Source organism: Dissulfurimicrobium hydrothermale (assembly GCF_022026155.1).
Classification (GTDB): Bacteria; Desulfobacterota; Dissulfuribacteria; order Dissulfuribacterales; family Sh68; genus Dissulfurimicrobium; species Dissulfurimicrobium hydrothermale.
On the sequence record NZ_CP085041.1, the window covers coordinates 536,746 to 559,475 of the forward strand.

The 22,730-nt window shown below is 50.3% G+C and carries 23 protein-coding genes; 11 read left to right on the forward strand and 12 right to left on the reverse strand.

Annotation, left to right across the window (positions count from 1 at the left end; translation table 11 throughout):
- Window positions 1-53 precede the first annotated feature (53 nt).
- The 3 genes from LGS26_RS02520 to LGS26_RS02530 are packed head-to-tail and all read left to right on the forward strand — an operon-like array spanning window position 54 to window position 2,540.
- Window positions 54-800 carry a DsbC family protein gene (locus tag LGS26_RS02520; protein ID WP_237889092.1) on the forward strand — a complete coding sequence of 249 codons (747 nt, stop codon included), beginning with the start codon at window positions 54-56 and terminating at the stop codon, window positions 798-800.
- Window positions 801-825: 25 nt separating this feature from the next.
- Window positions 826-2,121, forward strand: a complete 1,296-nt coding sequence (locus tag LGS26_RS02525) for an IMP cyclohydrolase (RefSeq protein ID WP_237889093.1) — start codon at window positions 826-828, stop codon at window positions 2,119-2,121.
- A gap of 32 nt (window positions 2,122-2,153) precedes the next feature.
- Window positions 2,154-2,540 (forward strand): hypothetical protein, encoded by a 387-nt coding sequence (locus LGS26_RS02530; RefSeq protein WP_237889094.1) that lies wholly within the window; start codon window positions 2,154-2,156, stop codon window positions 2,538-2,540.
- 15 nt (window positions 2,541-2,555) lie between these two features.
- Here LGS26_RS02530 and amrS read toward each other — a convergent pair whose 3' ends face one another.
- A complete protein-coding gene (amrS, locus tag LGS26_RS02535) occupies window positions 2,556-3,569 on the reverse strand; it encodes an AmmeMemoRadiSam system radical SAM enzyme (protein WP_237889095.1) in 1,014 nt (337 codons plus the stop codon).
- Window positions 3,570-3,642: 73 nt separating this feature from the next.
- Between amrS and LGS26_RS02540 the strand changes: the two genes are divergently transcribed.
- Together LGS26_RS02540 and LGS26_RS02545 are read left to right on the forward strand one after the other, a co-directional pair.
- Entirely contained in the window at window positions 3,643-4,134 is a 492-nt protein-coding gene (locus LGS26_RS02540) for a hypothetical protein (protein ID WP_237889096.1), read from the forward strand.
- Entirely contained in the window at window positions 4,131-5,009 is an 879-nt protein-coding gene (locus LGS26_RS02545; RefSeq protein WP_237889097.1) for an HDOD domain-containing protein, read from the forward strand. The genes LGS26_RS02540 and LGS26_RS02545 overlap by 4 nt, the downstream gene beginning before the upstream one ends.
- Before the next feature lie 44 nt (window positions 5,010-5,053).
- On the opposite strand, the gene xth is transcribed toward LGS26_RS02545, so the two are convergent.
- Window positions 5,054-5,848: an exodeoxyribonuclease III gene (gene xth, locus LGS26_RS02550; protein WP_237889098.1), complete on the reverse strand. Its 795-nt coding sequence runs from the start codon at window positions 5,846-5,848 to the stop codon at window positions 5,054-5,056.
- 12 nt (window positions 5,849-5,860) lie between these two features.
- Window positions 5,861-6,655, reverse strand: coding sequence for a pseudouridine synthase (locus LGS26_RS02555; protein ID WP_237889099.1), 795 nt, complete (start codon window positions 6,653-6,655; stop codon window positions 5,861-5,863).
- Between the two features lie 229 nt (window positions 6,656-6,884).
- On the opposite strand from LGS26_RS02555, the gene LGS26_RS02560 reads away from it, so the two are divergent.
- Both LGS26_RS02560 and LGS26_RS02565 read left to right on the forward strand, forming a co-directional pair.
- Window positions 6,885-7,376: a hypothetical protein gene (locus LGS26_RS02560; RefSeq protein WP_237889100.1), complete on the forward strand. Its 492-nt coding sequence runs from the start codon at window positions 6,885-6,887 to the stop codon at window positions 7,374-7,376.
- On the forward strand, window positions 7,366-7,701 hold the full coding sequence (locus tag LGS26_RS02565; protein WP_237889101.1) for a YtxH domain-containing protein: 336 nt from the start codon (window positions 7,366-7,368) through the stop codon (window positions 7,699-7,701). Before LGS26_RS02560 ends, LGS26_RS02565 begins: the two co-directional genes overlap by 11 nt.
- Before the next feature lie 68 nt (window positions 7,702-7,769).
- Here the strand turns inward: LGS26_RS02565 and LGS26_RS02570 are convergent, their stop codons facing one another.
- The gene (locus LGS26_RS02570) at window positions 7,770-8,591 is read right to left on the reverse strand and encodes an NAD(+)/NADH kinase (RefSeq protein ID WP_237889102.1); all 822 of its coding nucleotides are present in this window, start codon (window positions 8,589-8,591) and stop codon (window positions 7,770-7,772) included.
- On the reverse strand, window positions 8,584-9,573 hold the full coding sequence (locus LGS26_RS02575; RefSeq protein WP_237889103.1) for a D-alanine--D-alanine ligase family protein: 990 nt from the start codon (window positions 9,571-9,573) through the stop codon (window positions 8,584-8,586). Before LGS26_RS02575 ends, LGS26_RS02570 begins: the two co-directional genes overlap by 8 nt.
- A gap of 310 nt (window positions 9,574-9,883) precedes the next feature.
- Here LGS26_RS02575 and LGS26_RS02580 point away from each other — a divergent pair, with 310 nt between their 5' ends.
- Window positions 9,884-11,299, forward strand: coding sequence for a sigma-70 family RNA polymerase sigma factor (locus LGS26_RS02580; protein WP_237889104.1), 1,416 nt, complete (start codon window positions 9,884-9,886; stop codon window positions 11,297-11,299).
- 19 nt (window positions 11,300-11,318) lie between these two features.
- On the opposite strand, the gene LGS26_RS02585 is transcribed toward LGS26_RS02580, so the two are convergent.
- A complete protein-coding gene (locus tag LGS26_RS02585) occupies window positions 11,319-12,587 on the reverse strand; it encodes a DUF1015 domain-containing protein (protein ID WP_237889105.1) in 1,269 nt (422 codons plus the stop codon).
- A gap of 266 nt (window positions 12,588-12,853) precedes the next feature.
- Between LGS26_RS02585 and guaA the strand changes: the two genes are divergently transcribed.
- Window positions 12,854-14,407, forward strand: coding sequence for a glutamine-hydrolyzing GMP synthase (guaA, locus tag LGS26_RS02590; protein WP_237889106.1), 1,554 nt, complete (start codon window positions 12,854-12,856; stop codon window positions 14,405-14,407).
- Between the two features lie 37 nt (window positions 14,408-14,444).
- On the opposite strand, the gene LGS26_RS02595 is transcribed toward guaA, so the two are convergent.
- Window positions 14,445-16,775, reverse strand: coding sequence for a PAS domain-containing protein (locus LGS26_RS02595; protein ID WP_237889107.1), 2,331 nt, complete (start codon window positions 16,773-16,775; stop codon window positions 14,445-14,447).
- Between the two features lie 301 nt (window positions 16,776-17,076).
- Here LGS26_RS02595 and LGS26_RS02600 point away from each other — a divergent pair, with 301 nt between their 5' ends.
- The gene (locus LGS26_RS02600; RefSeq protein ID WP_237889108.1) at window positions 17,077-17,349 is read left to right on the forward strand and encodes a PxxKW family cysteine-rich protein; all 273 of its coding nucleotides are present in this window, start codon (window positions 17,077-17,079) and stop codon (window positions 17,347-17,349) included.
- Window positions 17,350-17,443: 94 nt separating this feature from the next.
- On the opposite strand, the gene LGS26_RS02605 is transcribed toward LGS26_RS02600, so the two are convergent.
- From LGS26_RS02605 to rplM, 5 genes are all read right to left on the reverse strand, one after another.
- Window positions 17,444-18,652, reverse strand: coding sequence for a pyridoxal phosphate-dependent aminotransferase (locus LGS26_RS02605; RefSeq protein WP_237889109.1), 1,209 nt, complete (start codon window positions 18,650-18,652; stop codon window positions 17,444-17,446).
- A 62-nt stretch (window positions 18,653-18,714) separates the two neighbouring features.
- Window positions 18,715-19,473 carry a tRNA pseudouridine(38-40) synthase TruA gene (gene truA / locus LGS26_RS02610; protein ID WP_237889110.1) on the reverse strand — a complete coding sequence of 253 codons (759 nt, stop codon included), beginning with the start codon at window positions 19,471-19,473 and terminating at the stop codon, window positions 18,715-18,717.
- Between the two features lie 27 nt (window positions 19,474-19,500).
- Window positions 19,501-20,541 (reverse strand): N-acetyl-gamma-glutamyl-phosphate reductase, encoded by a 1,041-nt coding sequence (gene argC / locus LGS26_RS02615; RefSeq protein ID WP_237889111.1) that lies wholly within the window; start codon window positions 20,539-20,541, stop codon window positions 19,501-19,503.
- 90 nt (window positions 20,542-20,631) lie between these two features.
- Window positions 20,632-21,024 carry a 30S ribosomal protein S9 gene (gene rpsI, locus LGS26_RS02620; protein WP_237889112.1) on the reverse strand — a complete coding sequence of 131 codons (393 nt, stop codon included), beginning with the start codon at window positions 21,022-21,024 and terminating at the stop codon, window positions 20,632-20,634.
- 27 nt (window positions 21,025-21,051) lie between these two features.
- The gene (gene rplM, locus LGS26_RS02625; protein ID WP_237889113.1) at window positions 21,052-21,489 is read right to left on the reverse strand and encodes a 50S ribosomal protein L13; all 438 of its coding nucleotides are present in this window, start codon (window positions 21,487-21,489) and stop codon (window positions 21,052-21,054) included.
- Between the two features lie 391 nt (window positions 21,490-21,880).
- Between rplM and LGS26_RS02630 the strand changes: the two genes are divergently transcribed.
- Complete coding sequence (locus LGS26_RS02630) at window positions 21,881-22,729, forward strand: hypothetical protein (protein WP_237889114.1); 849 nt, start codon at window positions 21,881-21,883, stop codon at window positions 22,727-22,729.
- The last annotated feature ends 1 nt before the right edge of the window (window position 22,730 follow it).

Genomic DNA, 22,730 nt, shown 5'->3' on the forward strand with positions numbered 1-22,730 from the left:
TTATGTTTAAGTTATGCAAAGGTCTTACAAATAAATCATTGCGGGAGATTGTTATGAAAAAGATTGCCGTTACAGCAGCACTTTTTATCTTTTTGTCCATAACCGCTGGGCTTACCGACTTGTTTGCGGAGGTGGGTTGTCCGCAGCAGGAGGCCGTTCAAAAGGCCGTTTCGGAGATATTTAAAAAGACCAACATCAAGGTGGTCAAGATTTCGCCGAGCCAGGTACCTGGTCTCTGCGAGGTGCAGTTAAAGCTGAACGAGCAGAAAGGGATCATCTATACCGATTCAAAGGGTGAATTTCTGGTGGCCGGCCAGCTATACAGGACATCTGACGGGACGAATATCACACAGCAAGCGGCCATGGAGCTCAATCGTTTTTCTGCTGCAGAGATGGAGCGCCTTTCGAGCCTTACGGCCTTCAAGATAGGCAAGGGTAAGGTCGTCTACCTTGTGACCGACCCTCAGTGTCCCTATTGCAAAAAGGCAGAGGAGACAATCGTTCCTATGGCCCAGGCTGGGCAGCTGGAGTTGAGGGTCCTTTTGTTCCCGCTTCCGTTTCACCAAGGTGCAAAAGAGGAATCTATCTCTATTATATGCGACAATAAAGGCATCGAGGGCTTGAAATCTAGATACAGGTCGGAAAACCAGTGTGAGGCCGGTAAAAAAAAGGTGGAGGACACGATCGCATTCCTAAGCAAAAAGGGTATAACAGGTACGCCTACTTATATATTTCAGGATGGGCTCTTTCATTCTGGCGTCCTTTCAGCCGATGAATTAAAGAAGCATCTCGGAATATGATATAAGCGGAGGTCAAGAGGCCGATATGAAAGATATGAAGGAGATGTACAGGACCATCCTTAAGGATCAGTTTCCTGACGAGCTCTGCATCTCGTTTGGGGATCAAACTTTGATATACCGCAAGAGGACTTGGGCCTTCAAGAACGAAAAGACAGGGCTGATTGAAGAAAGGGGGCTTCGTTATGGTGAAAATCCTGATCAAGAGGCAGCTCTGTACGAGCTTGTAAACGGAAATCTGGTCATGGGCGGGTGTGCTTATATAGGACCTGGAAACGGACTTGTGAGCGCCATTGATGAGGCTGCCATGCTTCAGGCGGGCAAGCACCCAGGCAAGATCAATCTCACAGATATTGACAATTCACTTAATATCCTGAAATTCTTAATGAAAAAACCTGCCGCCGTAATCGTCAAGCACAACAACCCATGTGGTGTGGCCTATGGCGCTACGATTGAAGAGGCCTTTCAAAGGGCCCTGCGTGCCGACCGCGTAGCCGCATTTGGGGGTTGCGTTGCCCTGAACAGGCCTGTTGACAAAGGGACAGCCGAGGCCCTTTCCGCTCAGTATCTCGAGGTGGTCTGCGCCCCTCAATACGAGGAAGGGGCGGTGGATATCCTCGCCAGGAAGAAAAACTTGAGGATCATAGAGATAAGGCGGATAGAAGACCTTGAGACCTTCTGGGACAAACGCTTTGTGGATTTCAAGAGCCTCATTGATGGCGGACTTATCGTCCAACAGTCGCCTGTAAATCGGATCCGCACGAAAGAAGATCTTAGGCCCGCGGAATGTGAATACCAGGGGAGATTTTACCGAATAAAAAGGTTGCCCGACGAAAGGGAATACGAAGACATCTTGTTCGGGTGGTCTGTGGAGCAGGGTGTGACATCAAACTCTGTAATATATGTAAAAGACGGCGTGACATTAGGGATTGGCACAGGCGAACAGGATAGGGTGGGGGTTGCTGAGATAGCGGTTTATAAGGCCTATGCCAAATACGCTGACATCTTGTGTTATGACAGCCTTGGTATGTCCTATAAAGAGCTTGAGCTCAAGGCCGAACGCGGCGAAAAGGACGCAGCGGAAAAGAAGGCAGAGATAGATGCCAGGATCAAGGCGGATAGAGGTGGACTTCCTGGGTCAGTGATGGTCTCAGATGCCTTTTTCCCGTTCAGGGACGGGGTTGATGTAGGCATCCGTCAGGGTGTATCAGCCATTGTGCATCCTGGTGGCAGTCTTCGCGACTGGGAGGTCATAGAGGCCTGCAACGAGGCCGATCCACCTGTCGCGATGGTTTTTACCGGCCAGAGGGCGTTCAAGCACTGATGACCCCGCAAAAAGACCATCAAAACTAAGCAATGGGACTGCTTATAGAAAAAATAGACCTTCCAAACGGCCTTGTAGTGGAACTTTATGACTGCTCGCGCCGGATCGCCGGTGATAGATGGTATGTAAAGCTCCTTGCCCGCGCGTCTGTCAGGGTGACCTCTGACGCATTCGCACATTTGTCTGAGTGTGAGGCCATGTTCCGCGAATTTCTGGATACAAGGGGCGAACTTGTCTATTTCGATAAGGAGTTTGAAAGGAATTTCATAGATCAGAGAGAAAAAGACGGGCTGCTTCGGGAGTTTGTCGAAAGGCTCAAGAAGGACGCCCTTTCCTATATCGGGCGTCCTGAATTCATCCCGCGCCTTATCAGGAGACAGGTCAACGACTTCCTGGAGAAGAGAAATTGGTGGAGATAATAGAATATGGGTCTTTCATTTCCAGACCCCTTCTATCAGCGTCTTACAATCAGGGCATCCGCCGTTTTCAAGCCTGTTTTCTTTTATCCAAAAACCATGCCTTTTTATCACTTCGGAGCCGCACGACGGGCAATATGTATTTTCACCACCCTCCCCTGAGATGTTTCCCTCATATACATACTTAAGTCCTTCTTCAAGTCCGATCCGGCGCGCGAGCCTGAGGGATGAGATAGGGGTTGGAGGCTTGTCCATCATCATGTAGGTAGGATAAAAGGCCGTTACATGCCACGGCATGGCCGGGCTCACCCCTTTTATAAACCTCGCTATGTCCCTTAACTCTTCAGGTGAATCGTTAAGACCTGGGATGATCAGCGTTGTTACCTCCACCCAGGCGCCCAATTCGTGAAACAATTTTACGTTGTCGAGCACAGGTTTTAATTTCGCCTTACAGACCTCGCGGTAGAACCTTTCTGTAAAGCCCTTTATGTCTATGTTGATCGCATCGAGCACCGGGACAAGGTGTCTGGTGACATCCGGTGCCATGAAGCCATTACTGACAAAGACGTTTCTTATGCCTTTCTTTTTTGCAATGACTGCACAGTCGTATGCGAATTCATAAAATATGGTTGGTTCCACATAGGTATAGCTTATGCTTTTCGCGCCGTTCAAGACGGCGGCCTCTACCACCTCGTCAGGTGTGTAATCGTCCCCTATGATTTTACCCTTATTCATACGCGGATATTGTGAAATCTGCCAGTTCTGGCAGTGGAGGCACCTGAAATTGCATCCGACGGTTGAGATGGAATAGGAGGTGGAACCAGGCAGGAAGTTGAATAACGGCTTCTTTTCTATGGGATCGAGATTGGTCGAGACAAGCCTGCCATAGACCAGACTCACGAGACGTCCATCCTGATTCTCTCTTACGCCGCAGATCCCCCGACCACCCGTCTTGATTTGGCAGAAATGGTTACAAAGCCCGCATTTTACCATCTTATCTCCTTTTGTCTCATAAAAAAGGGCCTCTTTCATAGTTGACCTCCTTTTTTTTAAAAAATAGGGATGATATATTAAAAGTCATCATCAATCAGGGGAAAATAAAAACATGGAGCATATCTTGGTAAGAAGAGGCGGCATTGCTGTAAGCAGCAGCCCGGATACATGGCTGGTGGCCAGGTCCCTCGGCTCAACTCTATGTGTCTGCGTAAAGGATCAGACAGCCCTTGTGTCCGCAATGACGGTGATCGTCCTCCCCAGGGCTCCATCTGGCATAGAAGGTGACGCTGGTCTTGAGGAGGTTGCCCTTGATGCACCAGGAGGTCTTACCCGTCTCATGCGTGGGCTGATGAAAAGGGGTGCCAAGAGGGAAAATTTGAACATATGGCTCGTAGGGGCTGCCAAATTTATTGAAGAGCCCTCCGACATGGCGCTCGGCGCTCAGATCTATACCGCTGTCCGTACCATCCTTCAGGGTAACAGGGTCATGATACAGGGCGAACATGTGGGTGGGCAATACAACAGATCGGTCAAGATGATTGCCGGTAAGGCTGGTGGACCTCTTGTTACGGCGCCAGGTCTTAGAGAGGTATCTCTATGAGCCTTGATCTCTGTCCCCCGATAGATTTTACACTGGAACATATATTCGACAACATTGTGGAGCTGCCGACATTCCCAAAGGTCGTTGCGAAGGCGCTTGCTATCCTTGACGACCCTAACGGAACCATCGCCCAGCTGGTTGACGTATTGAGATTCGATCCGTCGCTTACGGCAAATATGCTACGCCTTACAAACTCGGCGCATTTCGGTCTCTCTAGGCAGGTCACCGACCTTCATACCGCCTTGACCCTCTTGGGGCAGGTGCAGACGAGGGAGGTGCTGATAGCCAGTGCAGGCGCGCCTTATCTTGCAAGACCGCTTTCAGGATACCTTATGGAGCCGAGGGATCTCTGGATCCACTCCATGGCCACAGCTATCATGGCCGAGATCCTCGGAAAGAAATGCGGTTATCCTGATCGCTCTATCCTATTTACATGTGCCCTTCTGCATGACATAGGAAAGATCGTGCTCAATATGTTCGTCGGCAACAGGCTTGACGAGATATTGACCCTGGCCCAGCAGGAAGGGCTTGCCTTTACAGAGGCGGAGTGGCGGGTGCTAGGCGGGGATCATGCGGTCATAGGTTCAGATATATTGAGACAGTGGGACTTTCCGCCAGATATAGTAAGGGCTGTGCGTAATCATCACGATCCCGACCTGTATGTCCATGACGATCTTTCGGCGCTCCTTGCGCTCAGCAACATCCTTGCGGTTCAACTGGGGATGGGTGTCGGGGCCGATGGATTCAGACACAGGATACGTCCTTCGCTGTATGAGCGGTTAGGCCTTTCCAGGGTGGATCTGCACATTTGCATCATAAAAGCCCTTGCGGAATACGAGAGGTCTTCAGATATCATAAGCGGCTTTGTGCCATGATCTTTAAGATCACTAGGGTCTGAAGGGAAGTAGTCTTGTCGAATTCAAGCAGAGAATTCTGCTGCAAGTATGGCATGATCAGACGGTTTTTCGGCAAGCCTTGTATCCATGTCGATAAATGCGCTGGTCGCCTTCTCTGCCATGTCGTTTGTGGCCAGAATGTGGTCTATGCGCCATCCGATACCTCTCTTTATCCCATTCGGCGCACGGTAGTCATAAAAGGTATAATGGCCCGGCCCCGGGTTGAATTTGCGGAAGATATCCACCAGGCCTAGATCCTTCACGTCTTTAAAGGCCGTTCTCGCCTTGATGTGAAAACACACATGGTCTTCTAGCCCTTCAGGATCGTAGACATCTTCGGGTTCAGGTGCAATATTCAGGTCCCCACACCACACAAGGGGCATCCTGCCCATATACCTTTCCATAAAAAGTCTCTTCAGCCGTCTGTACCAGTCAAGTTTGTATTGAAAGGCGGGGTGATCGACTGCTCTGCCCTGCGGGACATAGGAATTTATGATCGCGATGCCGGAGATTATGCAGTGGATGAGCCGCGCCTCATCTTCAGGGCTGTTTTGCGGGTCGCCGAGACCGAATTCCGCGTTGCTTATCGCGTGCCTCGACGCCACGGCCACGCCATTATAGGCCTTCTGTCCGCGGAAGACTATATTGTAGCCTATGTCTTTAAAGGCATCTGCCGGGAATTCTTCATCCCTTACCTTTGTTTCCTGAAGACACAGGACATCCGCATTTGTCTTCTGAAGCCATGGTATTACTATGTGCAGACGCGATCTCAACGAATTCACATTGTAGGTGGCGATAATAAATTTCTGGATGGTCATCTTTTCACCCCTTCAATCCGTCTTTGCATTGGATGCCGGGAGGCCGACGGCCGTCTTGAGTGCCGATATCTCATCGTCTTTTAACATACGCCACTTGCCAGGCGGAAGATCCCCCAGATTGATCGGGCCGATCTTTATCCTTATGAGTTTTATAACATGAAGTCCTATCTTGTCGAACATGATCCTTATCTGCCTCTTCCGCCCCTCTTTCAGCGTTACCTCCAAAAGCGAGGAGCGGTCCTTACACTTGATCTCTTTTATCCTGCATGGCAAGGTCTTTTTGCCGTCTATCTCTATCCCCAGCCTGAGTAGGTCGAGGTCATGCCCTTCAGGGCGACCGGAGACGACGACGCGGTAGGTCTTCTCAATCTTGTGCCTCGGGTGGATCAGGCGGTTTGCAAGCTCGCCGTCATTTGTAAAGATGAGAAGCCCTTCGCTGTCCATGTCCAGGCGCCCGACCGGATATACCTTGCCTGGTGCGTCTGCCAGAAGTTCCATTACGGTAGGTCTTCCAAAGGGGTCATAGACCGTTGTGAGCACCCCTTTGGGTTTGTGGAGGGCCATATATATCGGCGCGTTTACGGTTGTTACAGCGATACCGTCGACGCAGACAAGGTTTTTTGAAGGCTCAACCTTTACGCCGAGTTCGGTCACCGTTTTGCCGTCCACAGTTATCCTGCCGTCAAGGATCATCCTTTCCGCGGTCCGTCTTGAACACACACCTGCGGCTGAAAGCAATTTCTGCAGTCTTACCGCCGTTGCACCAGAATCGGCAAGGTTTTTGTCTGATTTGCCTCGCGCTGTCATAAAGGTTATATTGTAACTATATTTTTATATTTGTCTCCTTACTTCAGTCTGGCAACCGAGATGAGGTATGGTTTTGTGCCTGATAAAGGCGCATGCAGTGTTCAATCGTTTTTTGATCAGCCTATAAAAGCTTGCCAACTGGGCCTGAATGATGATATTTAATTTGTGTCGGACATTTATAAAAAATAGGATGATCCAAGGTTTATAAAAATTAAAGAGCAGGTTTGATATGCAGCCCTTAACATGGATGGACATCGCCGCCGTTGCGGTTTCATTGGCCATTATTGTACTCGTTTCGTACCTTGTCGATCTCGTAAAAAGGGTGTCGGCTGCGCTTTCAGAGGTACACTCCGCATTGCTTCCGCAGATACAATCTGTTTTGATTGCGCTTGAAAAGGCCGCCGATGCCCACGCCAGGGTGGCGGATGCCGTTGAAGCGCTGATAGACAACGATGTATCAGTTATAGTGGGGAACCTCAATAAGGTGAGCTCGGATCTCCGTGATACTACCGGCGACATAAAAGACAAGGTTAGAAAGGCCCAAGGCCTTTTTGATGCGGCCATAGAGACGTGCGAGGCCATGATAGCTGTATCCAGTGCCGCTCGTTCGGGATTGACAGGCCTTGCCGCACAGATTGCAGGCATGACCGCTGGCATAAGGGCGTCGGTTGACTTTTTGACAAGGAATTTTATTAAAAAAGGAGGCAATCATGAGTTGTGATGAGAAATTTTCAGCCGGCAGTGTGGTGGCGGCGTTTTTACTTGGAGGTGCAGTAGGTGCGGGACTTGCCATATTGTTTACCCCAAAATCAGGTCCTGAAACCAGGGAACGTCTTTTGGAGCGGGCTAACTACCTGCGTGAGCGGGCAGGCGAAGCGGCGGACGAGGTGAAGGAAAAGGCAGCAGGCCTCCTAGAAAAGGGTAAGGAGTTTATCGAAGAAAAAAAGACGATACTGGAATCCGCTATCGACGCCGGTAAGGAGGCCATGGAGAGGGAAAAGGAGCGTTTTGTGTCCAGGTTTAAAAAGGAAGGGGAAGAGGTCTAATCTTTTTTTGCAGCAGGCGGTCTATGAGAGGGCGGGGTCTCGCCCTCTCATAGCAGCGGCATGGCGGCTCAGATCCCGACTCCCTTGGACCACCCGAGTTTCTCCCTTAATATTGTGAAATAATCCCTGGAAGGGGAGCGGACAAGCCTTAAGTATCCCTTTGCCCTTCGTATCTCTATTCTGCCGCCTTCTTCAAAATCGAAACCTGCATGGCCATCTACTACAAGTCTTACACCCTTTTGATCTTCTCGTATCAAGATGGATATCTCTGCGTCTGAAGAGACGATGAACGGCCTTGCGTTAAGGGCGAACGGGCATATTGGTGTCAGGATGACGGCCTCCATGTCCGGGTGGATTATCGGTCCGCCTGCAGAGAGGTTATAGGCGGTGGAGCCGGTCGGGGTGGCTATGATGAGGCCGTCGCCACGATATGAGGTAAGAAACACCTCGTTCACCCGTGTAGGGATGTCTATGATGCCGCCGGGGTTTTTCCTTGTTATTATCGCCTCATTCAAGGCGTAACATTCAAAAACCGATTTGTTTCCATTTTCAATCGCTTTGACCGAGAGCATGATTCGCCTGTCAAGCTTGAAGTGCCCGGTCAATAATATGTCTATGGCGGCGTCCATCTCTTCAATGGAGACCTCAGTAAGGAAGCCAAGTGTCCCCATGTTTATTCCGAGGAGGGGCAGATTATGGATATAGGCCTTGCCTGCTACATGGAGCAGGGTCCCATCGCCTCCAAGGACGACCACTGCTGAGGTCCCTGGGTCAACCTCGCCCACCGTTACAGAGACGCCCCTTGCCTCAAGGCTGATACGAAGTCTTTCACCCATCCTTTCCGGTAGTTCGGCCCCGCGTTTGACTATCAGACTTATGGCCTTAATCATGGGATCGGCTCTTACCTTTGGATATAGCCATGGCTATCAGTCTGTCGAGGAGCTCACTGAAGGATATCCCGGCGGCCCTTGCCGCCTGCGGAAATAGGCTTGTCCGCGTCATGCCGGGGATGGTGTTGGTTTCAAGCACGAATATACAGTTGTCGGTGTTCACTATCATATCTGTACGGCTGTAGCCCGAGAGATTAAGGGCCTTGTGTGTCATTATGGCTAGGCGCCGTGCCTCCTCTGCGACATCGTTCGGCAGTTCGGCCGGGCATATTTCGCGCGATGCCCCTTCCTGGTACTTCGCCTGATAGTCAAAGAAACCATGGCCTTCACCCGGGCGTATTTCAATAATGGGCAAGGCCTCAGGTTTTTCAAGGCCCAGCACGGCCCCGGTGATCTCGCGGCCATGGATGAACGCCTCTGCTATCACCTTTTTGTCCCACCTGAACGCCTCATCGATTGCCGGTTTCAGATCCTCGGGGCATACGACCTTGCTCATGCCCACGCTTGAACCCTGTGTTGCCGGTTTTATCATTAGCGGCAGACCGATACATTTTATGATCTCTTTTTCGGTGGGCTGTTCGTCCTTTTCTATTAGAATCCAAGCTGGCGTCTGGATGCCTGCCGATCTGTAGATGACCTTGCTCAGGTGTTTATCCATGGCGAGGGCGCTTCCAAGGACCCCTGATCCCTGATAAGGGAGCCCGATGAGATCCAGGAGGCCTTGTATCGTCCCGTCTTCACCGAGTCTGCCGTGAAGCAGGATAAACGCCGCATCCAGCTTGGGTGCATCATGGACGAGTCGACTTATGTCAATGGCTGGGTCATAGATCATGACCTCATAGCGCGATGGGTTTAACGCCCTTTTTATCTCCTCGGCACCCTTAAGCGAGACCTCGCGTTCGGCGGAGCGTCCGCCGCAGATGAGCGCGAGGCGCAGCCGTTTGTCCTTTTTGCATATTGTTTGATCTGAATTAGCGGGCATGGGCCGCTCCCTATGTATTTTTATATATTTTTATCCAAATATCATATAAGATCGGCCTGTGCACCCAATAACCTTGGCACCAAGCAGGATCTTGAAAAAAAATTTCTTTACATCCACTATAATAATCCATATCTTGAAAAATATGCTTGCCAATCGCGGGCATGTAGTTTATTTTTTTTTGCTTAATGTTTTAAGATTTTACTTTTTAGGCATCAAATCTGGCCTTTTTGTGCCGGATTCTTATCTTCTTATAGTAATCCTTAAGACCGGCAAGGAAGGGTAGACCAATGCCGCAAGGTAGGATGATTATATGACAAACGACAAGATCACCGGCAAGAAAAAGAAATCTGATGCAGATGTCTATCTCAGCCGTCTGCTTGAGATCGGGCGGCAGGGCCCTATTACCTATGAGAAGCTGAACAACCTCCTGCCCGACGATGTCAAGGAGCCTGAACAGATCGAAAAGATATTCGATCTGTTGTGTAAAAACAACATAGAGATCATAGAAGACAGCGATATAGAAGGTGTGGTCGGGGCGGCTAAAGGACTGCCTGGCATCCCGGAGGAAGATGTAGAGATGGCGGAGATAGATGTCGATGTGGCCGACCTCGAGATTTCTGATACCGACATAAGCGTTGAAGCGGCCCCAGCCGTGATGGAGATGGGGGAATATTCTGAGACCGAGGAGATTACAACTACTTATCTCAGGGAGATGGGGCGCTATGAACTCTTGACACCCGAGAGGGAAGAGGAACTGAGCCGCACGATACGGGACGGTTTTAACAGCATCATATTTGCCATAATGGAGTACGAATCGGAGTGGCCTGAGCTTGAGGCGCTGAAGGAGCAGATACGCATATGGAGGCGCCGCGACCCATCCCTCAAACCCAAGAAGCACCAGCTCAATCACCTTGTAAAGACAGTAAGCGAGATATGCGCCCAACACCCTGATGATGCATCATTAAGCGAGCTTCTGGCCTTTATCAAGGAAAACAGCCAGAAGGTGGAAAGGGCCAAGGACCAGATGATCAATGCAAACCTGCGCCTTGTGGTGAGCATCGCCAAGCGCTATATGCATCAGGGTCTTTCCTTGGCTGATCTTATTCAAGAAGGCAATATGGGGCTTATGCGTGCAGTCTTCAGGTTTGACTATACAAAGGGTAACAAGTTTTCCACCTATGCCAGTTGGTGGATACGCCAAGCCATTACAAGGGCTATCCTTGACAAAACCCGAACTATCCGCCTCCCGGTCCATTTTTTGGAACTCAGGAGCCAGTTTTTTAAGGCCTTTTATGCCTTAGTGAAGGAGCTCGGCAGGGAACCGGCGCCGCTCGAGATATCCGAACGGACAGGACTTCCCATGGAGAAGATATATTCAATCCTTGAGGCCTCAAGGGAGCCGGTATCGCTTGAGACGCCAGTCGGCGATGAAGACAGCACCCTTGGCGACTTTATAGAGAATAGAGACGCCGCATCTCCTTATGAGACCGTCAAGGAAAAGGAGCTTACCGAGCGTGTTAAGGGCATACTCGCCACGCTCTCTCCACGCGAGGAAAAGATTATAAGGCTGCGTTTCGGCATAGGAGAAGACAGCGAATACACACTTGAGGAGATCGGCAAGCGCTTTAATGTCTCCCGTGAGCGTATCCGTCAGATAGAGAAAAAGGCCTTAAACCGCCTCAGGCACTCAAGCCGCAAGGACAGGCTGAGATACTTTCTTGAGTAGCTGGATGTACCATCAGGCCTTATAATGGCTCGATCCTGCCATCCTCACCGGCTTGGTTTACAACAAGGCCGGTGAGGATTTTCGGATAGAAGAAGGTGGATTTGTGGGGCATGGTAAGTCCCCGATCAGCTATGTCAAGCACCTTGTCAATCGGTGTAGGCCTCAGCAAAAAGAGCACCTGGTCTTGGCCCAATCCCTTAAGGGCCTCTTTGCATTCAGATGAATATGCAATCGACCTGCAAGGCAGCGCCTTAAGGATGGTTTCTTCGAGCACCAAGACATCGAACCTTTTATGGGGCGGCAGGTCTTTCGCTGCCTCGTCCTTGAGTTGCCATATCTCGGCCCTTTTCCCATGATCCAAGACCACGCCGAAGGAAGGTATGTCCGATCCCTTTGCAAGTGCGGCTTCAAGCCTTTGACAGAGCCCGTTTCCGTCGGCCTCTATCTTTTTTGTTTCAAAGGTGCTCGAAAGCCTGTTAAGCCTGTCGAACCCTTCGGTATCAAGGGTGACCATCCTGTGGGTCGGCAGGATTGCAAGGCCTGGATCTTCTGCATCGACAAGGTAGGCCATTAGGTAATTGAAAGGCATTGCGGGATCGCCGCCCAGTCGGGCGTTCATGTCCTTTTTGTATTTTAATGCGGTTGTATAGCGGTGATGGCCGTCGGCTATGTAGAGCGGCTGGTCGATAAGGGCATCGTGGATGCCTTTGATTGCATCCTTGTCGGTTATGCGCCATAGCCTGTGGTTGTTTCCGGCCCTGTCTCTTGCTGCACACACAGGTCCATCTTCAGATTTTTCAATATACAAGGACAGCAGCGACGAGACGGGTTCGTTGTGTCTGTAGATGACGAATATCTGGCTGAATTGGGCCCTTGTGGCGCTCAAAAGCCTATATCTGTCTTCGGTTACCCTGTCGAAGGTCTTTTCATGCGGACGGATGATGCGGCTCCCCCATTCCTCTATCTTGACAAGCGCCACAAAGCCCAGTCTTGATAAGACCTTTCCCTTCAAGTGGAATTCTATTTGGTAGGGATATATCGCAGGGGCATCTTCTTTTTTGAGTATCCCATCGGTCATCCAGGCATTGAAAAGGTGCTTCGCCCGTTCGTATCTGTCTTCGTTTCCGTGCGGCAGTTCAAGTGAAAATATATTGTAAGGGTTTTGTGCGATAAGCCATTCCCGCTCCTCCTGGGTGACTACATCATAGGGAGGTGCTACGAGGGTGTCTATTAAACCTGCGCGATCTTGGTCATATCTGAGCCCGCGAAAGGGCAGAACTACAGCCATGTCTCAATCCTTGCCTGATTTATGCCACAATCTTCCCCTTCGTATGTACGCCAGCCGATCACATCGTAGTCAGCCGGCGTTTGGGGTCTATGCAGCGGCGTTTGATCCTAACTGCAATTGAATGGCTCGGCAAGTGTCAAGCTAGCAAAAATCGAAAAAATTCCCATTTTTTGGTTTTGCCAGGCCGCTGCCGCCCAGCAAAACCAAATGACATTTGAAGGCAAGATTGCTATTATAAAGCTCAAACCTATGGTCCGGAGGCCCTGATGAAAGATATGCACAGAGAGCGGATACTCATACTCGATTTTGGTTCGCAGACCACCCAGCTCATAGCAAGGCGCGTGCGCGAGGCCAAGGTCTATTGCGAGATTCATCCATTCAGCCTGGGTTTAGATGAGATAAGGAAGATGGCACCTAAGGGGATAATCCTCTCCGGCGGACCGGCGAGCGTCTATGATCAGGGTGCGCCCAAGGTACCGTCTGGACTTTTCAGGCTTGGGATCCCTATACTCGGTATTTGCTATGGCATGCAACTTACTGCACATATTATGGGTGGGCAGGTCGAAAAGGGTGTACGAAGGGAATTCGGACCGGCAAGGCTTGTCATAGAGGAGCACGGCGAGATATTCCAGGGGTTGGCCCAGGCGCCGGTCACGCATCAGGTCTGGATGAGTCACGGGGACAGGATTGATGTGATGCCTGAGGATTTTGTCGCTGTGGCCAGCAGTGGGTCATCCCCTGTCGCTGCGATGCGCCACAAAAGGCTTCCTATCTTCGGGGTGCAGTTCCATCCTGAAGTGGTTCATACCGAGATAGGTGATGATATCATACGCAATTTCTTATTCAGGGTCTGCGGCTGTCGGCCTGTCTGGGACATGGGGTCGTTTGTGACAGCCGCCATAGAGGATATCAGGGCGAGGGTCGGCAGCAAAAGGGTCATATGCGCCCTCTCTGGCGGCGTTGATTCCACGGTAACAGCCCTTATAGTCAACAAGGCTATAGGTGGGAACTTGATCAGTATCTTTGTAAACAACGGGCTTTTGAGAAAGGGCGAGGCGGAAGCGGTGCTTGCTTTTCTAAATGGCATAGGGCTCAATGTGCATTATGTGGATGCTGCAAAGAGGTTTCTTGAGAGGCTGAAAGGGGTCGCTGAGCCTGAAAGGAAACGGAAGATCATAGGTGAGGAGTTTATCCGCATATTCGAAGAGGAGGCGGGTCGGATCGGTCAGGTAAGTTTCCTTGCGCAAGGCACCTTGTATCCAGACGTGATAGAGAGCGTATCCTTCAAAGGACCTTCCGCCGTTATCAAGAGCCATCATAATGTAGGCGGGCTACCTGAGGTGATGAGGCTAGAGTTGATTGAACCGCTGAGAGAACTCTTTAAGGATGAGGTGAGAAAGGTGGCTCATGAACTCAAGATGCCGGATGAGCTCATATATAGACACCCGTTTCCCGGCCCCGGCCTTGCGATAAGGATACTCGGGGATGTTACTGAAGAGCGGCTTTCGATCCTCCGTGAAGCGGACGCGATAGTCATGGAGGAGATAAAGACCTCAGGTTGGTACCGCAAGGTCTGGCAGGCATTCGCGGTACTTCTTCCTATCAGGACGGTAGGCGTGATGGGGGATGAGCGGACATATGAACACGTGGTCGCAATAAGGGCGGTTGACAGCCTAGACGCCATGACTGCGGATTGGACCCGGCTCCCCTATAATGTCCTTGCGCGTCTTTCAAACCGGATCATAAACGAGGTGCGCGGGGTGAACAGGGTCTGCTTCGATATAAGTTCCAAGCCCCCGGCGACCATAGAGTGGGAGTGATTAGCCTAAGGGCGTCTCTCACGATGCGATCCATAATTTAATCTATTCGGGATGCCCTATTCACTGCATCGAGAAGCTCTTTTATGCCGAATGGTTTTTGCAGGAATACGGCCTCTTGGTCGGGGCCATCGGCAGTGTCTTGTGCATAGCCTGACATATAGATCGCCTTAAGGCAGGGATATAGCCCTTTAAGCCTCTTAAAGACCTCCTTTCCGTTCATGCCGGGCATCATTAGATCGGTGATCAGCAGCTCGAGCGCCGGTCTGTCCTGTTCCGCCGCCTTCAGGAGTTGTTCCGGCTTCGTGAAGGTCAAGACCTTGTGACCCTCTGTCTTCAGTACCGATGAAATGAGGTCGCAAATCATCTCATCATCGTCCACCACTGCTATATAAAGTTCTTTTTGCGGTTTGGTTGGCTGGTCAAGATCCCATCCTTGGAGCGATCCTGTTTCTTCGATCTCCGTCTTTGGTGCTGTGGGGAAGTAGATCTTAAAAGTTGAGCCCTTGTCTGGTTCGCTGAAGACCTCTATTCTACCCCCTAGGCGGCTGACGATGCCGTAGACCATAGACAGACCGAGACCAGTGCCTTTGTCCAGAGGTTTGGTGGTAAAAAATGGCTCGAATATCTTATGCTTGATCTCATCTGTCATGCCGCAGCCCGTATCGGCAACAGACAGCAATACATATTCGTCTATCTGTCCGTTAAAGCCCTTGTTGGCCTTGGCGGTCTCTATAGTGATGGTCCCACCATCCGGCATGGCGTCTCTAGCATTTATGACCAGATTCATTATCACCTGTTCTATGTGTGAGTCGTCGGCCATGATACGCGGCAGATCGACGCAGAGATTCAGTTTTACTTCTATGTTTTCACCCAGCGATTTAAAGAGCGAGCCCTTGAGATCGCTCAACAGGCTGTTGAGATCAATGGGCTTTTGGGTGAAGGGTTGTTTTTTCGCGAAGGCGAGTATCTGTCTGACTGTTTTAGCCGCCCGCTCGGCGCCCCTTTTGATCTCGGCTATGTATTGATGCATTACATCGCCAGGCCTTACAAGCCTTGCGGCCATCTCCGAATAGCCGAGTACGGGCATAAGGAAATTGTTGAGATCGTGCGCGATGCCGCCCGCCAGCCTCCCAATTGCCTCCAGCTTTTGGGACTGTCGAAGCTGTTTTTCCATCTCCTCCTTTTCCATCTCCAAGGCCTTTTCTCTGGTCACATCCCTGCCGGCGCCTACCGTCCCTATAATCTTTCCATTTTCATCGAAAAAAGGCGCCTTGTATACATCCAGGAACAGGAATTTGCCCCTTACGTTTCCATATTCGTCGAAGTGCTGTTTGCGTTTGTTTCGCATAACCACTTCATCGGAATTTTGGCATATCTCGCCGAATGTATGCCAGTCTGGCCGGTCAGGCCTCTGGGCGCGGGATCTCTCGGCGAAAAACACATCATCCTTCCCGATAGGTTCATCAGGGTCGTTTGCACCCAGGAAGTCGCAGGTCGCCTTGTTTGCAAAGATATAGCGTTTTTGCATGTCTTTTGCCCAGATCATATCAGGGATGGTGTCTATTGTGAGTCGAAAGAAACGGTATGCCTCGGTTATCTCCCGTTCCTTTTCCTCAAGTTTGTGTAGGAGTTCATAGTGCTGCGTCACATCCTCATGGATGCCCATGATCTTTAGGGCCCTTCCGTCACTGTCTCTTCCCATGGCCTTTCCGCGGGAGTGTATCCATATCCATCGGCCGTTTCTGGCCCTTATGCGATATACTGCGTCATATACCTCCGTCCGCCCTGTAATGTGACCTTCCAGGGTGTCAAGGGTCTTTTTCTTGTCTTCCGGATGGAGTAATTCCGTCCAAAAGTCGAGGGATGGCCTTACCTCTTCGGGCAGAAAGCCCTTTATCCTGGCCCACATGCTGTCAACCACATACCTTCGCGAAGACACGTCGAGTTCCCAAGTGCCCAGATTTGCCGCTTCAAGGACGAATTTGAGCCTTTGGTTGCCTCTCTCGATCTCGGCCTCTTTGTTTATCATATCAGTCACGTCTATGATGTAACCGATGTAGTTGATGATACGATCCGATTCGTCCCGAACAATGGTGGTGAAATCCAGTATATGGATGATCCCTCCTTCCCTTGTGATGAGCCTGTAGGGATTTTGTCTAAAGTGGTTGGCTCCAGAGGCTGAACAGCGTGCCGTCTCGATCTTGACCCTCTCCAGGTCTTCGGGATGGATGATCTGGGTATAGCGGATCAGGCCCTTTTCAAACTCTTCTATGGAATAACCAAGGACATCTTTGACGTTTCCTGTTGCAAATACTACGGGCCAGCCCTCTTCATTTTTTCTGTCTAGTACGACGACAGGCCCTTGCAAAAAGGCGGAGCAGTACTTTTGGGGGGTTTTCCATATCGTTTACCTTATTACCCGAGGGTGTTTTTTGATCAGGTTTAAAATAAATTAAAAGATCTCGATGTCAAATGGACTTTATGAAAAATGTTTTCGCCATGTCTTATCAAGATCGCCCGGCAGGCCAGTGTCCATTTACCGATTTGATGCGTTTCGCCATGGGTTGTCTATGACCCGCTGGCCCATAACTTGACATATATAGGGGCATATATTAAAAATTATTCCTTAATTCTAACTTAAGGATGTAACCTCTTATAGGAGCGATGATATGGAACATGTAACTACCACGGGTGCTTCAACAGGGACGATGATGTTCAAGGGCATCCTTTGTGAGGAGATAATAGATAAATGCAAGGGATGCGCAAGGATAATGTCCTGGGAGGGCAAGGAATATTGCTCGGTTTATTCGCAGCCTGCCATGAAATGGCGGAAGGGCATCTGTAATTTTGCTACCCATGTAAAGGTGGAGGTGGCAAAGGACGAATCCGGCAAGAAGATAAACCCGCTGAAGGCTGCAAAACGTGCAGCAAGAGGCCGTTAATCTTTCTCAATCCATCCGGCGGTCTGGCGTAAGGCCGGGCTGCAGGAAATTGTTTGATGTTTAAACCCATTTTACATCAGGAGGGCGTTTCGTTTCAGGGCTTGAGTGCTGAAAGCGCCCTTTCCAGTCTGTCCATGCCCTCTTTCAGGGTTGCAATGTCGGCCGCGTAAGAAAATCGTACAAACCGGTCGTCCCCAAAGGCGATACCTGGAACGACTGCAAGTCTTGCCATATCTAGGAGGTAGTCGGCAAGGTCGAGCGATCCCTCTATAGTCTTTCCAGAGGTCCGTGTGCCATAGTAAGGCGATAGATCCGGGAAGACATAAAACGCACCGCTGGGCTCCACACAGCTTACCCCTGGTATGGCGTTCAATCTCTCCATGACGAGATCCCTGCGCTCTTTAAAGGCGGCACACATCTTTTTTACGCAGTCTTGAGGGCCTGTAAGGGCAGCCAGCGCTGCCTTTTGGGCAATTGAATTGGGGTTGGAGGTGCTCTGGCTTTGTATCTTGGTTGCGGCCTTTACAACGGCCTCCGGTCCCGCAAGATAACCTATACGCCAGCCCGTCATGGCATAGGTCTTGGAGACGCCGTTTACGATCAAGGTATTCGTCTTTGCCTCTGGTACAAGGGACGCCACATTTTCGGGTCCTTTGCCGTCGAAACGTATGGCATCATATATGTCATCGGTAATGATCATGAAGTTCCGTTCCATAGCGAGTTCGGCTATGGCCTTCAATTCGTCGCTTCCATACACAGCGCCGGTCGGATTTGAGGGGCTGTTTAAGATGATGGCCTTTGTGCGGTTCGTGATCATCGTCCCGATCGCGCCGATGTCAAGCGCAAAACCCCTTTGAGGGTCTGTGGGCAGGTATTTTACTACACCACCCGCCAGCTCCACTATGGCCGGATATGAGACCCAATAGGGTACTGGCAATATGACCTCATCCCCCGGGTCAAGAATGGCCTGGGCGATGTTGTATAAGACCTGCTTGCCGCCAGTTGAGACCATCACCTCTTCAGGGCGGTAAGCAAGTCCGTAATCCCTTTGAAATTTCTGTATGATGGCCTGTTTCAGCTCCATGATGCCGCCAACTGCCGTGTATCTGGTAAAGCCGTCTTTTATGGCCTTTATTGCCACCTCTTTTATATGTTCAGGCGTGTCGAAATCGGGTTCGCCGACCGAGAGATTTATGATGTCGGCCCCTTCGGCCTTTAACGCCTTTGCCTTTGCATCTATGGCAAGGGTAGGCGATGGCTTCAGGTTTCTGACGCGTTCGGCAAGGGGAGGGGTAAAAATCATTATCATCTCCTTTAAGTAGTCATTTCGGCCGCTGTCGTTTCAGTTTGCAATCCTCGGCGACCTCAATAAGTCACCTCTTCCAGATAAAGGCCCTGGGGCGGCGCGGTCGGTCCGGCCATGGACCTGTCTTTGGATGAGATGATCCTTTTCATTTCATCTGGCCTGATCTTGCCTGTCCCTATCATGACCAAGACGCCGACGATATTTCTTACCATATAACGGAGGAAGCCGCTTGCGGCAATAGTGAAGATATAATGAATGCCGCCGGCAGGCGGAAATTCAATGGATATCTGTTTGAAATCAACGGAGAATATCCTGCGGATCGATGTCTTCGCTGAGCAGCCGCTCGCCTTGAATGCAGAAAAATCGTGCTCACCGGTAAGGAAGGCCAAGGCCTGCCTGACAGCGTCTGCATCAATCGGCTGGTTTATCACCCACGCCCGACCTTCCCAAAGGGGAAGCCTGACTGGCGATGAGACAATGTGATATGAATAACGCTTGCAGACCGCATCTTTTAATGCATGGAAGTCATCGTCTATCTCTTCGGCCGCGATGACGGCAATATCATCGGGGAGCATGCTGTTTATGCCCTTTTGGATACCGCTTAGAGAGATATTGCTCATGGTGTGAAAATTCGCCGTCTGTGCCGCCGCATGCACCCCGGCATCCGTGCGGCCTGAGCCGATAAGCCTTATCATCTCGCCGGTCATCCTCTTGAGTACATCCTCGAGAAGCCCTTGGATGGTGGGGTTGTCTTTTTGTTTCTGCCAGCCGTGATAGCGTGATCCATCATATTGAATGGTAAGCTTGATGTTCCTCATGACAGGCAAGAAAGGTTTTTGGTGTCTTCAGGGAAATAGGGGGGCCGCATCAAGGCCTGCGGCTTCAGGGATCCCGTGCATGATATTCATGTTCTGGATTGCCTGGCCAGATGCCCCTTTTACAAGGTTGTCTATGGCGGATATGATGATAAGTCTGTTTGTCCGGCCCTCGATCTTGAGCCCTATGTCGCAGAAATTACTGCCTCTTACGGAAGAGACGTCCGGGAAGAGGCCTTGAGGCAGTATACGGACAAATGGTCTGTCTTGATAAAATACCCTCAGGGCCTCAATCAACTCCGATGTAGAGGCGGCCTTGGCTGGTTTTGCATATATCGTCGTCAGGATTCCCCTTGACATTGGTACAAGGTGCGGGGTGAAGTTTAAGACGACATCCGTCCCGGCCGCCAGAGAGAGCTCTTGTTCGATTTCGGGGGTATGGCGATGCTCCCCGATCTTGTATGCCTTGAACGCCTCATTGACCTCGCAGAAAAGGGTACCGATCGATGGATTCCGTCCGGCCCCGCTGGCCCCTGACTTGGAGTCTATGACTATATCCTTGGGGTCTACAAGCCCGGCCCTTAGGAGCGGGATTAAGGGCAGAAGGGCGCTTGTGGGGTAGCAGCCAGGATTTGCGACGAGCCTAGCCGCAGTTATCTTCGCCCTGTAGATCTCCGTCAGTCCGTAGACCGCATGGGAAAGAAGATGCGGGGCGCTGTGCGGTTCATACCACGCCTCATATGTTTTTTGATCGCGGAGGCGGAAGTCAGCAGAAAGATCTATCACCCTTAGCCCAGCTTCAAGGAGTTCGGACACTATCGCCATAGCCGCTTTGTGCGGTACGGCGGTGAAGGCCACGTCTATATCTCCGGCCAGCGATCCGATATCTGGTTCTGAAAAGGCAAGGCCATCATAGAGGCCGTAGAGCGAAGGAAATACATCTGCCAGCAATTTGCCCGCAAATCTCCTGGAGGTGACGGCAACGACCCTGGCCTTAGGGTGGCCCCTTAGCAGGCGTAACAGCTCGATCCCAGTATATCCGGATCCGCCGATTATCGCAATTCGCAGCATCGTTCGTTAGGAATGGATTAAATTGAACAAAAAGGAAGGGGGCATTCCTTCCTTTTCAGGTTTGGGCATCCCTCTTATCAAAAAAGCGTCTTAACGCTTAGAGTACTGATAACGTTTTCTTGCCGCAGCCAAGCCGTATTTCTTGCGCTCTTTCAATCTTGAATCACGCGTCAGGAGCCCGGCCTTTTTGAGCGGCAACCTGTAGTCCGGGTTTATTTGTAGGAGGGCCTTGGCAATCCCGTGACGAATGGCCTCGACCTGGGCTGCGAGTCCGCCCCCGCCTACATTAACGGTTACATCAAATTTGTCATGAGTTTCAGTTATTGCAAACGGTTTTTCTGCTATCACTCTTGCCACATCAGACTTGAAATAATCATCAAATGTCTTGCCATTTACCGATATGTTTCCGCTCCCGATTTTTAACCATACCCTGGCGGTGGCGGTCTTTCTCTTTCCAGTGGCGTAATATTTATCTTGTGCCATCTTTAAAGTCTTCCTTTTTTTATTTCTCTATTTATTAAGGAGCTTGATCGCCTCAGGTGATTGGGCCTGATGAGGGTGTTCGTGGCCTTTGTATACCTTGAGCTTTTTAAGTTGGCTGTTTCCAAGTCTTGTCTTCGGCAGCATCCGCTTTACGGCGAGGCGTATGACCTCTTCTGGTTTTTTGTCGATCATCTGGCGAGCGGTGATCTCTTTGAGGCCGCCCATATATCCTGAGTGCCTGACATATATCTTTTTGTCCATTTTTTTGCCAGTGAGTTTGACCTTTGCGGCGTTTATAACAATGACAAAGTCGCCTGTGTCGAGATGTGGGGTAAATGTGGCTTTGTGTTTCCCCCTCAGCCGCATGGCTATCTGGGAGGCAAGACGTCCAAGGGGCTGGCCACCTGCATCGACTACATACCATTTTCGTTCAATCTCATCCACCTTTGGCAGGGGTGTTTTCATCTGCAATCTCCGGAAACTAGATCTTTAAGAATTCTTTAAGACTTAAAAAACTAGAACACTACTACCTCTTCTTTAGTTTCAAAGAGTATCACGACTTCTAAAAGAAAAATGTGCAAATGTCAAGAGGTAGGGATGTAAGCTATACAAGCGCGGGCCTGAGGCATATTTGAACGTACATATCGAAATGTGGAGTACACCTCATTCCTCAGGATCTGCGTGCCTTACATTTGACGACAAATTTGTATTCAAAAAAATTCAAAATTGTAAATAAAATTTTAAATAGTTCATATCCGATTGTTTTTTAAGGCGATTTCTATATCAGGATCTCAGGCACATTTTTTGAATAATAAATAGTTTGAATAGACAAACATTATAAAAAGGAGGGGATGTTATGTGGAAATTCGAGTGGAAAAAGATGATGGCCGGTGTGTTCGGGCTATTTTTTCTCATGTGCGCGCTTGCCGCAGGCGCCGAAGAAGGCGGCCCTGCGGCCACGCAGGCCGGACAGTCAGGACAGGTTGAAGAGAGGCCCACGGTGAATTTAAGCGTGGCCCTTATGAGCCAGTATATATGGCGTGGACAGGAGCTGAGTCATGACTCCATGGTCATCGAGCCGTCCATGACGATAGGCTACAAGGGATTTACCTATAACATGTGGGGCAATATGGATACAGACCGGCACGCAGACAGCTCAAAAACTAAATGGACAGAGACCGACACGACCATTTCGTATGGCGCCTCGGCTGGTCCGGTCAAGCTGAACGGCGGCTATATCTACTATGCCCTTGATTCCGTGGATGACTCCCAGGAGGTCTTCCTGAGCGCCGGGCTTGATACATTTCTTTCCCCGACTATTACAGTTTACAGGGAATTCGCCCACTATCCAAGCTGGTACATCACAGCGGCTATTTCCCATTCCATTCCTGTGTACCGCGAGATCACATTGAACCTTGGCGCCCAGGCAAGCTATCTCATATCTGAGGATGCTGGCGCCTACCCGAAGGTGGATTCACGATGCCGCCGGAACGGGATTTGCACTGATAAATACAATAACTTCCATGATGGCCTAGTTTCTGCGGCGCTTGATATACCTCTCGCCAAATATTTAACCGTTACCCCTAGCATTAATTGGTCCTTCCCACTCTCAGGCGATGCATCAAACGACATGAAGTGGAGGAGCCATAACCAAAAAGATGATAGCTTCGTCTATGGCGGCGTTTCGGCAAGCTTAAGTTTCTAAA

Excerpts from the sequence above, each read along its gene's own strand:
- LGS26_RS02580 (WP_237889104.1), top strand. The coding sequence starts at position 9,884 with ATGACAAACGACAAGATCACCGGCAAGAAAAAGAAATCTGATGCAGAT.
- guaA (WP_237889106.1), top strand. The coding sequence starts at position 12,854 with ATGAAAGATATGCACAGAGAGCGGATACTCATACTCGATTTTGGTTCG.
- LGS26_RS02630 (WP_237889114.1), top strand. The coding sequence starts at position 21,881 with ATGTGGAAATTCGAGTGGAAAAAGATGATGGCCGGTGTGTTCGGGCTA.
- amrS (WP_237889095.1), bottom strand. The coding sequence starts at position 3,569 with ATGAAAGAGGCCCTTTTTTATGAGACAAAAGGAGATAAGATGGTAAAA.
- LGS26_RS02525 (WP_237889093.1), top strand. The coding sequence starts at position 826 with ATGAAAGATATGAAGGAGATGTACAGGACCATCCTTAAGGATCAGTTT.
- xth (WP_237889098.1), bottom strand. The coding sequence starts at position 5,848 with ATGACCATCCAGAAATTTATTATCGCCACCTACAATGTGAATTCGTTG.
- LGS26_RS02545 (WP_237889097.1), top strand. The coding sequence starts at position 4,131 with ATGAGCCTTGATCTCTGTCCCCCGATAGATTTTACACTGGAACATATA.
- LGS26_RS02575 (WP_237889103.1), bottom strand. The coding sequence starts at position 9,573 with ATGCCCGCTAATTCAGATCAAACAATATGCAAAAAGGACAAACGGCTG.
- LGS26_RS02530 (WP_237889094.1), top strand. The coding sequence starts at position 2,154 with ATGGGACTGCTTATAGAAAAAATAGACCTTCCAAACGGCCTTGTAGTG.
- LGS26_RS02605 (WP_237889109.1), bottom strand. The coding sequence starts at position 18,652 with ATGATTTTTACCCCTCCCCTTGCCGAACGCGTCAGAAACCTGAAGCCA.
- LGS26_RS02540 (WP_237889096.1), top strand. The coding sequence starts at position 3,643 with ATGGAGCATATCTTGGTAAGAAGAGGCGGCATTGCTGTAAGCAGCAGC.
- rpsI (WP_237889112.1), bottom strand. The coding sequence starts at position 21,024 with ATGGCACAAGATAAATATTACGCCACTGGAAAGAGAAAGACCGCCACC.
- truA (WP_237889110.1), bottom strand. The coding sequence starts at position 19,473 with ATGAGGAACATCAAGCTTACCATTCAATATGATGGATCACGCTATCAC.
- LGS26_RS02520 (WP_237889092.1), top strand. The coding sequence starts at position 54 with ATGAAAAAGATTGCCGTTACAGCAGCACTTTTTATCTTTTTGTCCATA.
- LGS26_RS02565 (WP_237889101.1), top strand. The coding sequence starts at position 7,366 with ATGAGTTGTGATGAGAAATTTTCAGCCGGCAGTGTGGTGGCGGCGTTT.
- LGS26_RS02560 (WP_237889100.1), top strand. The coding sequence starts at position 6,885 with ATGCAGCCCTTAACATGGATGGACATCGCCGCCGTTGCGGTTTCATTG.
- LGS26_RS02570 (WP_237889102.1), bottom strand. The coding sequence starts at position 8,591 with ATGATTAAGGCCATAAGTCTGATAGTCAAACGCGGGGCCGAACTACCG.
- LGS26_RS02555 (WP_237889099.1), bottom strand. The coding sequence starts at position 6,655 with ATGACAGCGCGAGGCAAATCAGACAAAAACCTTGCCGATTCTGGTGCA.
- LGS26_RS02600 (WP_237889108.1), top strand. The coding sequence starts at position 17,077 with ATGGAACATGTAACTACCACGGGTGCTTCAACAGGGACGATGATGTTC.
- argC (WP_237889111.1), bottom strand. The coding sequence starts at position 20,541 with ATGCTGCGAATTGCGATAATCGGCGGATCCGGATATACTGGGATCGAG.
- LGS26_RS02585 (WP_237889105.1), bottom strand. The coding sequence starts at position 12,587 with ATGGCTGTAGTTCTGCCCTTTCGCGGGCTCAGATATGACCAAGATCGC.
- rplM (WP_237889113.1), bottom strand. The coding sequence starts at position 21,489 with ATGAAAACACCCCTGCCAAAGGTGGATGAGATTGAACGAAAATGGTAT.